Genomic DNA, 12,312 nt, shown 5'->3' with positions numbered 1-12,312 from the left:
ATACCGTTCAACAACAATGTTGCCGGATTACATCAGTGTAAGTTGTCTGGATGCCTGTTATTTCAGCCCACGCATGACCTGAATATCGAGTTCCCGAATCTTCTTCCGCAATGTATTACGGTTAATCCCAAGCAGATGCGCTGCCTTGATCTGGTTGCCGCGCGTTGCTGCCAGGCTCAACCCGAGAAGCGGTCGCTCGACTTCCTGCAACAACCTGTCATAGAGGCCGGGCGGCGGGAGCGAATCGCCATGGGCGGCAAAGATGCGGCCCAGCGTTCGCTCGACGGCGGCGCTCAGCGGTTCATCCACGGCCGGCTGTTCGGCCGATTTTCCAAAATCAGGTTCGGCCAGCTCGGCCTGAAGGATCGTCGCTCCGATGACTTCCTCGGTGTAGAGCGCGGCCAGCCGGCGAACGAGATTTTCCAGCTCGCGCACGTTGCCCGGCCAGCGATAGCGCTTCAACAGCTCCATGCCTTCGGCGTCGATCGTCTTGGGCGGCAGGCCCTCATCTTCTGCCTGACCAAGAAAATGGCGAATGAGATCGGGAATATCTTCCGAACGCTCACGCAATGGCGGCAGGCGGATCGGCACGACGTTCAACCGGAAGAAAAGATCCTCGCGGAACAGGCCCTGATTGATCAGCTGGCGCAGATCGCGATTGGTCGCGGCGACAATACGGACATCCGTCTTGATCGGCGTCCGGCCGCCAACCGTCGTGTATTCACCCTGCTGCAATACGCGCAGCAGGCGAGTCTGCGCTTCCATCGGCATGTCGCCGATTTCGTCCAGGAAGAGCGTGCCCCCCTCGGCCTGCTCGAACCGTCCCGTGGCGCGCTGGCTGGCCCCGGTAAATGCCCCTTTTTCATGGCCGAAGAGTTCACTCTCGATCAATTCACGCGGAATGGCGGCCATGTTGACCGCGACGAAGGGACCGTTGCGACGCCGGCCATAGTCATGCAGGGCACGGGCAACCAGTTCCTTGCCGGTGCCACTCTCGCCAGAGATCATCACCGTCAGATCGGTCTGCATCAATCGCGCAAGCACACGGTAAATGTCCTGCATCGCCGGCGATCGGCCGATCAGCGGAATCTTCTCGTCTTCCTCCGGTTGCTGACGCGACACCGCCGGCTCGCGCGGCGCCGTCAAGGCCCGGTCGACGACCCGGATCAGTTCGTTGAGGTCGAAAGGTTTGGGCAGATACTCATAGGCGCCGCGCTCTGCTGCCGTGATGGCGGTCTTCAACGTATTCTGTGCGCTCATCACCACGATCGGAAGCTCGGGACGGACGCGCTTGATGCGGGGGATCAGGTCAAACGCATTTTCATCGGGCATCACCACATCCGTGATGATCAGGTCGCCTTCGCCCTGACTGACCCAGCGCCACAGCGTTGCCGCATTGCCGGTCGAGCGAACATCGTAACCGACCCTGCCGAGCGCCTGGTTGAGTACCGTGCGGATGGCCGCATCGTCGTCTGCAAGAAGAATGGTTCCGCTGGGCATCTCTGTTTTCCTGTCAGTGCAACGCTTCGTCCTTGATGACGGTCGCGCCGGTATGCATGGGCAGCAAGACACGGAAGACCGTGCCGCGTGGCAGGCTCTCGCACTCGATGATCCCGCCATGATCGCCAATGATCTTGGCGACGAGCGCAAGGCCAAGGCCGGTGCCTGACGCTTTGCTTGTCACAAAGGGGTCGAAGAGATGTTCCATGATGTCGAGCGGCACGCCGGGACCGTCGTCGATCACACAGATTTCGAGCGGCAGGCTGACACGGTCGCGACTGCCCGGCATCGAAAGCCGCACACCCGGCCGGTACGCGGTCGTCAGCACAATCTCGCCGTCAGGCTTGCCGATCGCTTCGGCCGCATTCTTGACCAGATTGAGGAAAACCTGAATGAGCTGGTCCTTGTCACCGAGTACCGGGGGCAGCGACGGATCGTATTCCTCGACAATGCGGATGCCCCTGGCAAATCCCGTGGCGGCCAGCTGCTTCACATGCCCCAGGACCAGATGGATGTTGACCGGTTCACGCGGCACCGGCCTCTCGTCGGAAAAGACTTCCATACGATCGACCAGCTTGCAGATACGGTCAGTCTCCTCACAGATCAGCCGCGTCAATGTCTTGTCCTCGGTCGAGGCAGCCAGCTCAAGCAACTGCGCTGCCCCTCGAATCCCGGAAAGCGGGTTCTTGATCTCATGCGCGAGGATCGCTGCCATGCCGGTGACCGAACGGGCGGCACTTCGATGCGTCAACTGCCGGTCCATCTTGTGCGCCATGGTCCGCACCTGGAGCAGCAGCAACACATGGCCCGGATACTCGGCAAGAGGCGTCACCTGAATATCGACCTGCCGGTCGCCCATGCGCGGGGTTCCGATCTCGACGCCATACTCATTGACCGACACGCCGCGCTCGAATACCTGCTCGATCAGCGACAGGACCGGACTGCCAAAGGCGACAACATCGCTCAACGGATGCCCGACAAGCATTGCCGAACTTGCTGCGAAAAACTCTTCCGTGCTGTCGTTGACATATTCGATGCGACTGTCCCGATCGACGAGGATCACCGGATGGGGAATCGATTTGAGAATGACCGTTGCCTCGGGCGGCGCGCCTATGGGGACACTCTGTACAGCCTGGGACGTCATGCTGCCTCCCTCGATGCCGGGCCCGGTTCGCGTCGAACGGCCTCACCGTAGAATGCGTCGAGCGCCGCCAGCACATCGTCCGGCTCGCTCATGCGTACAATATTTCTTCGCGTCGCCAGCGCTTCCTCCGGAAATCGGCGCGAGGCCTCGTCGAGGTACCAGACGAGATGCTTGCGGGCGACACGCACCCCCAACGCCGAACCATAGTGATCCAGCATGTCGCGGTAGTGGCCGGTCACGATGCTGTGCTGCGTGTTCCATGACGGTGCGGGCAGGCGGTCGCCGGTCGCGAAGTAGTGTGCGACCTGGGCGGGGAACCACGGCCGGCCCTGCGCCCCACGGCCGATCATCACGCCATCGGCTCCCGAGACGTCGAGGATCGCACGTGCGTCGTCCTCGCTCACGATGTCGCCATTGGCCACCACCGGAATCGAGACAGCCTTCTTGACCTCGGCAATGAAACTCCAGTCGGCACGCCCCTTGTAGAACTGGCACCGGGTCCGGCCATGGACGGTGACCATCCGGATTCCGGCCGCCTCGGCGCGATGCGCGAGTTCTGGCGCGTTGCGCGTTCCCTCGTCCCAACCGGTGCGCATCTTCAGCGTGACCGGCACAGAAACGGCACCGACCGTGGCTTCGATCAGGCTTTCCGCGTGGTCAAGATTCCGCATCAGGGCCGAGCCGGAAAGACCGGTCGTCACCTGCTTGGCCGGGCAGCCCATGTTGATGTCGATGATGTCGGCACCAGCGGCCGCAGCCAGCCTGGCGCCCTCCGCCATCCAGTGCGCCTCGCGTCCTGCCAGTTGAATCGCCAGCGGCTCGACTTCGCCGGCACCGGCAGCCCGGCGCAGGACATCCGGCCGCTCGCGGACCAGTGCATCGCTTGCGACCATCTCCGAAACGACCAGCCCTGCGCCAAGCCTGTGCGCCACGCGGCGAAACGGCAGATCGGTCACGCCAGCCATCGGCGCGAGCAGAACCGGATTTGCCAGAACGTGACTGCCAATTGATATGGTCAAACTTTAGGCACCCTCATTAAGTGCACAAATAATATTCAAAATAGCGCCTGCCTAAAGTTCGGGCAAGGCAAATCGACAGGCACAAATCCGCTTGCGAAAGGCGGGTCGGGGTGCGAAACGAGCAGATATGATCGTCGTTGCCCTCATTGTGGCGGCCGGCCGCGGCAACCGTGCCGGACCGGGTGCGCCCAAACAGTACCGTCTACTCGACGGTGAACCGGTCCTGCGCCGGACCCTGGCAGCCTTTGCCGGGCATTCCGGCATCGATGCCGTGTTGACCGTGATTCACCCGGATGACCGGACCGACTATGAGGCGGCTGCCGCGGACCTGCCGAAACTGCTTCCGGCCTGCATGGGCGGCGATACGCGACAGGCCTCGGTACGGTCCGGGCTCGAAGCCCTGGCCGCCACCAGACCGACCCATGTTCTGATTCATGACGGGGCTCGGCCCTTCGTGTCGTCGCGCCTGATCTCCGCCTGCATCGACGCACTCGCCACGCATCGCGGCGTACTGGTGGCCCTGCCCGTCACCGACACCTTGCGGCGTGCAGCAAACGGGCTGGCGGATGGCACTGTTTCGCGCGAGGGTCTGTGGCGCGCGCAGACCCCGCAGGGATTCCAGTTCGAGGCAATCCTCAAGGCGCATCGGCAGGCCGACAGACAGTCCGCCACGGACGATGTCGAGATAGCGACCATGGCGGGTATCGAGGTGTCGATGATCGAAGGCGACGAAGACAACTTCAAGATCACCAGCCATACCGACATGGCGCGGGCAGCACGCATCGCCGCAAGGGGCGGCGAAGTGCGCACAGGATCCGGTTTCGACGTGCACCGTTTCGGTCCGGGCGACCATGTCTGGCTTTGCGGCGTCAGGGTGCCGCATTCTGCAGGACTTGTCGGCCACTCCGATGCGGATGTCGGATTGCATGCACTGACCGATGCCATCCTCGGTGCCATCGGTGCCGGCGATATCGGCAAACACTTTCCGCCCGACGAAGCGAAATGGGAGGGAGCGGCTTCCGATATCTTTCTCGCGCATGCCGGCAACCTGGCGGCCCGCGCCGGAGCGCGCATCGCCAATCTCGACGTGACGCTGATTTGCGAACGACCGAAGATCGGTCCGCATGCCGAAGCGATGCGTGACCGGATTGCCGAAATTCTCGACATCGAAAGAACGCGCGTCAGCGTCAAGGCGACGACGACGGAAGGTCTCGGATTCACAGGACGTAGCGAAGGCATTGCCGCACAAGCCCTCGCTACTCTGATATTCGGATGAACCGCTTCACCCCCCTGCCCGCCGGCCTTGCTTTCCGCCATCCGGCGACACTTCTTGCAACGTGGTTCGGCGCCGGCCTTCTCCGCCCCGCGCCCGGCACGTGGGGCTCCATCGCCGCTGTTCCGTTTGCCTATGCGATTGTGCATTTTCTCGGCGCGCCGGCGCTTGCATTCGCAGCACTCACCGCCTTTGCAGTCGGCATCTGGGCGTCGGAACGCTATTGCACCGCAGCCGGAACGGAGGATGCTTCCGAAGTCGTCATCGACGAAGTCGCCGCGATGTGGCTGGTGCTGGCGGCCCTGCCGCTGTCGCCCGTCAACTGGATCGCCGGATTTGTCCTGTTTCGAATCTACGATATCTGGAAACCTTGGCCGATCCGCAATGTCGAACGGCGCTTCAAGGGCGGTTTCGGCATCATGGCCGACGATATGATCGCGGCAATCTATGCAGTGTTGGCTTTCGTCTTTTTCGACATCCTGATCACGGTCATCGCATGAGTATCTTTCCGCGCCGCCTGATTCATCTTGCCGAATTGACGCTTGCCGATGCGCGCGAGGCCAAACTGAAGATCGTGACCGCCGAATCCTGCACGGGCGGATTGATTGCCGGTCTTCTGACCGAGATCGCCGGTTCGTCTGATGTCGTGGAGCGCGGATTCATCGTTTATTCCAATGAGGCCAAGCGCGACATGCTGGAAGTACCCGGCGACCTCATCGCGGATTTCGGCGCCGTCTCGGAACCCGTGGCGCGGGCCATGGCTGAAGGCGCATTGAAGAATTCACGTGCACATATTTCTGTCTCGGTGACCGGCGTTGCAGGACCGGGCGGCGGTACGCCGATGAAACCGGTCGGCCTGGTTCATTTCGGTGCCGCACGGGCCGGACGCAGCATTCTTCACGAAATGCAGCGCTTCGGCGACATCGGGCGCGAAGAGATACGCATCCGCAGCATCGAGACGGCGTTGAATCTCGTCCGGCGCATGATGTGAGGCTGGCTATTCGGCTGAAGAGACGGGAGCGCCAAATGCTGGGGTTGCTTGTGCCCCGTGCAGTGCATCGGCGCGATCGACAAAGGCCTGCATCAGACGGCCGAAGGCCTTGGCAAAGACCGCATTCATCATCTTCTGCAACGTCTTGCTGCGGAATTCGAAATCGATAAAGAAGTGTATGCGTGTTCCACCGTCCGCCAGAGGTTCGAAATGCCACTTGTTGTGAAGGTGGCGAAAGGGCCCCTCGACATAGGCCACATCAATCAGGCGCGCCGTACGGTCGAGCGTGACCTTGCTGGTAAAGCGCTCACGGAACAACTTGTACGACACGATGAGATCGGCCAGCAGCACCTCCTTGTCGTCCTGCGCATCGCGGCGGCGAATGCGCGCGCCGCCACACCACGGAAGGAATTCCGGGTAGCGCTCGATAGCGGCAACCAGCGCGAACATGTCGTCCGCCGCGTGGGGAACATCGCGGGTCTGTTCGTGAGCCGGCATGATTTTTTCTAACCCTGCGAGAGGGCGGCGTTGCGCGCCGCGCTCAAGCGCGCGAAGTCCTCATCCGCGTGATAGGATGAACGGGTCAACGGACTCGATGAAACCAGCAGGAAGCCCTTCGTCCGTGCAATTGTTTCGTAGGACCTGAATTCATCGGGAGTCACGAAACGATCAATCGCGGCATGTTTGCGCGTCGGCTGCAAATACTGTCCGATGGTCAGGAAATCGATGCCGGCCGAGCGCATGTCATCCATCACCTGCAGCACTTCCTCGCGCGATTCGCCAAGTCCCACCATGATGCCGGACTTGGTGAAGATCGTCGGATCGATTTCCTTGACGCGCTGGAGCAAGCGCAGGGAATGAAAGTACCGCGCCCCGGGGCGAATGTTCAGGTAGAGCCGCGGCACGGTCTCAAGATTGTGATTGAAGACATCGGGCTTCGCCGCCACCACCATTTCGATAGCGCCGTCCTTGCGCAGGAAATCAGGCGTCAGTATCTCGATTGTCGTCCCCGGTGAACGGCGGCGGATCGCCTCGATCACTTCGACGAAATGACGTGCGCCGCCATCGTTCAGGTCGTCGCGGTCAACCGAAGTGATCACGACATGCCGCAGCCCAAGCATGGCCACCGCATTGGCGACATTCTCGGGTTCCGAAGCATCCAGCGGCGCCGGCAAACCGGTCTTGACGTTGCAGAAGGCGCAGGCCCGTGTACAGGTGTCGCCCATGATCATCATGGTCGCATGCTTCTTGGTCCAGCATTCGCCGATATTCGGACAGCCGGCTTCCTCGCAGACAGTGACGAGATTGTTCTCGCGTACGATGCGGCGGGTCTCGCTATAGACCGGCGAGCCCGGCGCCTTGACGCGGATCCACTCCGGCTTGCGCAGGATCGGGGTATCCGGCCGGCGAGCCTTTTCGGGGTGCCGGGGCCGCGGCGCGTCCTTCAGCGTATCGATGACGGTGACCATAAGTTTGCTCGGGTGTTCCTGTCGGGACATGGATAGACGGTCAACCCGATTCAAGCAAATCTGCCCGATTCTGGTGATTTTATCAGTCCGGCCGGGCCAGATCGTAGAGCCCGCCTATGACCTGAAGCCCAGTCTCCGCCAACGCCGGCAGATAGATCGCCTCGAAGCGCGCATATTCAAGGTCCACCCCCAGAAAGCGGCCCCGAAGGACCGCTGGCATCCGCGCCTCCATGACGCGGTTGTGCAGGGCGATCTGGATGGAGGCCATATGCGCGATATAACACTCGGAAAAAAGCCTGCCGGTGAAGGTCATGCCGAGGCGCCGCTCGTTTGCTGCGCCGACCAGCCGGTAGCGCATATCGAGCCCGCCGTCGACGGGTTCCACAACGAACATCCCGCCCATCAGCCGCGGCATGTCGAGCGGATTGAAGTCGCAGCGCGACAGCAAGCCGTCGGAACGGCGCCGCGCCCGCCAGTAGTCGAAAATCTGGCAGCATTTCGGATGTTGTGGCTCCGCCATCTCGACCACTTCGTGGTCGATTTCCGAGCCTTTCGGCACGGCCGACGGACGTCTTTCGAGAACTGGCGCCATCTCCAACCTCCGCCCGAAAGCGTAGGGCGGCAAAAGTTAAACAATCCTTATTTTACCCATGATCAGGCGAGGCCGAGTCGCTCAAGCTGCGCATCGGGAGCCCCGATTTCAATCAGGGCCGCACGCAGGCGCTTCGCGTATTCGGCCGCCAGCGGTGTCGCCGCCAGGTTCTCTTCCTCTGTCGGATCGGTTACCAGATCGTAAAGATGATCGCCGGAAAACCGGGCGCGCGCCCAATAGGGTATCGCATCGTCTTTTTCCCAGCGCTGGTGAATGACGGGAATGCCGCTGCCCGGCATCCGATCGAGAAAGGCCCGTTCATCAGGCAGCGGCAGTTCCTGCTCGCGGGTCAGGAAATGGGTCGGCATGGTCGACCACCGGTTCGACATCATCACCAGCGGCTGGTTGTCTCCCGACGGCGCGCGCGCATATTTGAAGCGGTCGTCGATGTAGTGGACCTCGCGCCCCCAGACGCCGGTCAGCAGCCAATCCCGAATGCCGGTCTTCTCGCCGCGGAGCAGCGGCAGCAATGAGTGCCCATGAGTGCGCTGACGAACCGTCGCGCCAAACAAATCGGCCAGCGTCGCAAACAGGTCGACGCTTGTGGTCAACGCATCGCAGGTGCCGGGCGCGACGCCTGGATGAGCAATCATCAGCGGAATGTGCCCCAGCGTTTCATAAATCGGAACGCCAGGTTTCCCCCAGATGTCCTTTTCACCAAGATAGTGGCCGTGATCGGTACAGAGGATCACCAGCGTATCGTCCCAGAGATTGTTGCGATCGAGTTCGTCCAGCACCCTGCCGAACCAGCGGTCGATCATGGTCAGCTTGCCGCCATAACTGGCGCGAATTTGCCGTGCCTGCCGCGCGTCGATCACGCCCTTTTCGATGCCGCCTTCGACGTAGGGCGGCCAGATCAGATGAGCCCCCTCCCATTCGGCATCATACATCGAGGCATAGGGCTCGGGCGTGTCGAACGGCTCGTGCGGGTCGAACTCGTCGACGAAGAGCATGAAGCGCTCATGCCGACCCGCATTGTCAGCGAGCCAGCGCGCGGCCGCGCCCATCGTCCTCGGGCCCGGAAAATCGGCCTCGCCACGAAAGTAGCCACGGGAATCGTCATAGGGCATGTGCTTGCGCATGAAGTTCGGAGCACCGGCCCAACTGGGATCCGCGACCGTCTTCCAGGGGTCGCCTTCATGACCGCGCTGATAGTCCCATGCGGTGAAATCGACATGGTAGTTCTCACCGCCGGTTTCGAAGAGATGCGGGTGGTCGGATATCAACTGCGTGACGACGCCGGTCTTGCGCAATTCGTAGGTGATCGCGTCTTCCCATATCTCGACCGATCCCCATGGGCGCCAGAGAAAATCGAGGGCGCCGCAGAGAATGTCGTGACGCGCCGGCATGCAGGGCAAGGAGCCGGTGAAATGTCGGATAAAGCGCGTGGCGCGGGTAGCGAAGCGGTCGAGGTTGGGCGTCGCGAATTCGGCACCGCCATAGGCACCGAGCATATGCCTGTTGAGACTGTCGAGAAGGATGACGACTGCGTTTTTTGGCGCATTCTCCGGCGCATTCGGCGATGCGCCGGCCGCTTCTTCTCCGCCCATGATTTCTCCCCTTGAGCCGTTTCGCTCAAGTATGGAGAACGCGACCTTCGGCGTCGAGCACGGCTTCGCTGATCATTTCGGAGAGCGTCGGATGCGGGAAGACCGCGTGGATCAGGTCGGCCTCGGTCGCTTCCAGCGTCCGGGCGATGCCAAATCCCTGAATGAGTTCTGTGACTTCGGCGCCGATCATGTGAGCGCCAAGAAGCTCGCCTGTTTTTGCATCGAAGACGGTTTTGACGAAGCCCTCGGTTTCGCCGAGCGCGATGGCCTTCCCATTGGCGCGGAAGGGGAAGCGGCCAACCTTCACTTCGTAGCCCTGCTCCTTCGCCTTCGCTTCGGTGAGGCCGACGCTGGCAATCTGTGGCGTCGAATAGGTGCAGCCGGGGATTTTCGTCGTGTCGATGGGATGGAGGCCCTTCAGGCCCGCCATGTGTTCCGCCGCGAGCACACCCTCATGGCTCGCCTTGTGCGCCAGCCAGGGCGGACCGACCAGATCGCCGATGGCATAGACGCCCTTTGCGCCCGTCTCCAGCCATTCATTGACAACAACATGGGTCTTTTCGACCTCGACGCCGGCGTCCTCCAGTCCGAGATTCTCGACATTCCCGACAATACCGACGGCCGAGATGACGATTTCCGCGTCGATATTCTCTGTCTTTCCGCCGCGCGCAATCGTCGCGGAAACGCCGTGCTTGCCCTTCTCGACCCTTTCAACGGTTGCGCCCGTCAGCAGACGGATGCCGCGCTTCTTGAAGGCCCGTGCCGCCTCTTTCGAAATCTCCTCGTCTTCGACGGGAAGAATCCGCTCAAGCATTTCGACGACCGTTACCTCGGTGCCGAATGCGCGATAGAAGCTCGCGAATTCGATGCCAATGGCGCCGGAGCCGACGACGATCAGCGATTTGGGGATCGATTTCGGCACCATCGCCTCACGATAGGTCCAGATGCGCTCGCCGTCCGGTTCAAGTCCGGGAACGGTGCGCGCGCGGGCACCGGTGGCGAGGATGATGTTTTTCGTGGTCAGTTCGCTTTTCTTGCCGTCCTTGCTTTCGACCGCGACCTTGCCTGCGTCGGCGAGTTTTCCGCTGCCCTCGATGACGTCGATCTTGTTCTTCTTCATCAGGAACTTGACGCCATTCGACAGCTGCGCGGCAACCTTGCGGCTGCGTGCGACGACGGCCTCGGCATCGAAACCGATATTGTCCGCCTTCAACCCAAACTCGTCGAGGCGATGCAGCGTTTCGTAGATTTCGGCCGATCGCAGCAGCGCCTTGGTCGGGATGCAACCCCAGTTGAGGCAGATGCCGCCCAGCGCGTCACGCTCGACAATCGCCGTCTTGAGTCCGAGCTGCGCGGCGCGAATCGCGGCGACATAGCCGCCGGGGCCGGAACCGATCACAACGAGGTCGTATTGATCCGCCATCACAGCAGCATCCTTGCCGGATATTCGACGAATGACTTGAAAGCTTCGAGGAACTGCGCGCCAAGCGCGCCGTCGACTGCCCGGTGATCGCAGGACATGGTGACCGTCATTACGGTCGCCACTTCGAGCTTGCCGTCATGCACGACCGGGCGCTCCTCGCCCTTGCCGACGGCGAGGATCGCTGCTTGCGGCGGGTTGATGACGGCGGTGAAGTGCTTGATGCCGTACATGCCGAGATTGGAAATCGAGAAGGAACCGCCTTCATATTCCATCGGCTTCAGCTTGCGGTTGCGTGCCCGTTCGGCGAGCGATTTCGCTTCGGCGGCAATTTCGGCGAGGCCCTTGGTTTCGGCGGCGCGGACGATCGGCGTGATCAGACCGCCTTCCAGCGCCACGGCAATGCCGATATCGGCATGCTTGTGTTTCAACAACGCATTGCCGGCAAAGCTGACATTGGCCATCGGCACCTTCACCAATGCCAATGCGGCTGCGCGGATCAGGAAGTCGTTGACCGAGAGCTTGATGCCATCGCCAGCTTCCTCATTGAGCTTCCGGCGCACCTTCAACAGTTCGTCCAACCCGCAATCGACGGTCAGATAAAAGTGCGGAATCTCCTGCATCGACTGGGTCAGGCGGCGCGCGATGGTCTTGCGCATCCCGTCGAGTGGAATTTCCTCGTAAGTGCCTTCGGCGTAGAATGCGCGCGCGTCGATGGTGGATGCCGGGGCAGGTGCGCCGGACGTTGTGGCGGGTTTGCGAGTGCCGGGCTTGGCACTTTCGATGTCTGCCTTGACGATGCGGCCGCGCGGGCCGGAGCCTTGCACGGACGAAAGGTTGATGCCTTTCTGTTCGGCGATGCGGCGTGCCAGCGGCGAGGCAAAGATGCGACCGCCTTTTCCGTTGGCCGGTCCGACCGGTGCCGGCTTCTGTTCTGCCTTCGTCTCGGCCTTCGGCGCTGCCGGCGCCACAGTCTTTTCCACGGGTTTCGGCTTCTCCGGCGCCCTTGTCGCTTCAGGCATCTTCACGTCGGACGCGCTTTCGCCTTCCTCGAGCAGAACGGCTATCGCCTTGTTGACGGCGACGCCTTCTGTTCCCTCGGCGACCAGAATTTTTTCAATACGGCCCTCCTCGACCGCTTCGACTTCCATCGTCGCCTTGTCGGTCTCGATCTCGGCAATCACGTCGCCTGCCTTCACCTCGTCTCCCTCTTTCACCAGCCACTTGGCAAGCGTGCCTTCTTCCATCGTCGGCGAGAGCGCGGGCATCAGGATTTCGATCGGCATGTATGCCC

At 61.7% G+C, this 12,312-nt stretch carries 12 protein-coding genes; 3 read left to right on the top strand and 9 right to left on the bottom strand.

The features are described from left to right. Positions 1-57 precede the first annotated feature (57 nt). The 3 genes from ntrC to dusB are packed head-to-tail and all read right to left on the bottom strand — an operon-like array spanning position 58 to position 3,663. A complete protein-coding gene (ntrC, locus tag AAC071_RS00750; RefSeq protein ID WP_339828801.1) occupies positions 58-1,500 on the bottom strand; it encodes a nitrogen regulation protein NR(I) in 1,443 nt (480 codons plus the stop codon). 13 nt (positions 1,501-1,513) lie between these two features. Further along, a complete protein-coding gene (locus AAC071_RS00745; RefSeq protein ID WP_339828798.1) occupies positions 1,514-2,644 on the bottom strand; it encodes a nitrogen regulation protein NR(II) in 1,131 nt (376 codons plus the stop codon). Continuing rightward, positions 2,641-3,663: a tRNA dihydrouridine synthase DusB gene (gene dusB / locus AAC071_RS00740; protein WP_339828796.1), complete on the bottom strand. Its 1,023-nt coding sequence runs from the start codon at positions 3,661-3,663 to the stop codon at positions 2,641-2,643. Before dusB ends, AAC071_RS00745 begins: the two co-directional genes overlap by 4 nt. Positions 3,664-3,790: 127 nt before the next feature. Here dusB and AAC071_RS00735 point away from each other — a divergent pair, with 127 nt between their 5' ends. The 3 genes from AAC071_RS00735 to AAC071_RS00725 are packed head-to-tail and all read left to right on the top strand — an operon-like array spanning position 3,791 to position 5,927. After that, on the top strand, positions 3,791-4,939 hold the full coding sequence (locus AAC071_RS00735; RefSeq protein WP_339828794.1) for a bifunctional 2-C-methyl-D-erythritol 4-phosphate cytidylyltransferase/2-C-methyl-D-erythritol 2,4-cyclodiphosphate synthase: 1,149 nt from the start codon (positions 3,791-3,793) through the stop codon (positions 4,937-4,939). Then, entirely contained in the window at positions 4,936-5,436 is a 501-nt protein-coding gene (locus tag AAC071_RS00730; RefSeq protein ID WP_339828791.1) for a phosphatidylglycerophosphatase A, read from the top strand. Before AAC071_RS00735 ends, AAC071_RS00730 begins: the two co-directional genes overlap by 4 nt. After that, positions 5,433-5,927, top strand: coding sequence for a CinA family protein (locus AAC071_RS00725; RefSeq protein WP_339828789.1), 495 nt, complete (start codon positions 5,433-5,435; stop codon positions 5,925-5,927). The genes AAC071_RS00730 and AAC071_RS00725 overlap by 4 nt, the downstream gene beginning before the upstream one ends. Before the next feature lie 6 nt (positions 5,928-5,933). Here the strand turns inward: AAC071_RS00725 and AAC071_RS00720 are convergent, their stop codons facing one another. From AAC071_RS00720 to AAC071_RS00695, 6 genes are all read right to left on the bottom strand, one after another. Further along, positions 5,934-6,425, bottom strand: coding sequence for a type II toxin-antitoxin system RatA family toxin (locus AAC071_RS00720; RefSeq protein WP_339828787.1), 492 nt, complete (start codon positions 6,423-6,425; stop codon positions 5,934-5,936). A gap of 8 nt (positions 6,426-6,433) precedes the next feature. Then, positions 6,434-7,396, bottom strand: a complete 963-nt coding sequence (lipA, locus tag AAC071_RS00715) for a lipoyl synthase (RefSeq protein ID WP_339828785.1) — start codon at positions 7,394-7,396, stop codon at positions 6,434-6,436. Positions 7,397-7,478: 82 nt separating this feature from the next. Further along, the gene (locus AAC071_RS00710) at positions 7,479-7,988 is read right to left on the bottom strand and encodes a PAS domain-containing protein (protein ID WP_339828782.1); all 510 of its coding nucleotides are present in this window, start codon (positions 7,986-7,988) and stop codon (positions 7,479-7,481) included. Between the two features lie 62 nt (positions 7,989-8,050). Beyond that, positions 8,051-9,598, bottom strand: a complete 1,548-nt coding sequence (locus AAC071_RS00705) for a sulfatase (protein ID WP_339828779.1) — start codon at positions 9,596-9,598, stop codon at positions 8,051-8,053. Positions 9,599-9,623: 25 nt separating this feature from the next. Then, positions 9,624-11,021 carry a dihydrolipoyl dehydrogenase gene (gene lpdA, locus AAC071_RS00700; protein WP_339828776.1) on the bottom strand — a complete coding sequence of 466 codons (1,398 nt, stop codon included), beginning with the start codon at positions 11,019-11,021 and terminating at the stop codon, positions 9,624-9,626. Then, positions 11,021-12,304, bottom strand: a complete 1,284-nt coding sequence (locus AAC071_RS00695; RefSeq protein ID WP_339828773.1) for a pyruvate dehydrogenase complex dihydrolipoamide acetyltransferase — start codon at positions 12,302-12,304, stop codon at positions 11,021-11,023. The genes lpdA and AAC071_RS00695 overlap by 1 nt, the downstream gene beginning before the upstream one ends. Positions 12,305-12,312 lie beyond the last annotated feature (8 nt).

This window comes from uncultured Parvibaculum sp., assembly GCF_963975745.1.
GTDB lineage: Bacteria > Pseudomonadota > Alphaproteobacteria > Parvibaculales > Parvibaculaceae > Parvibaculum.
This window is presented reverse-complemented; position numbering and strand designations above follow the sequence as displayed.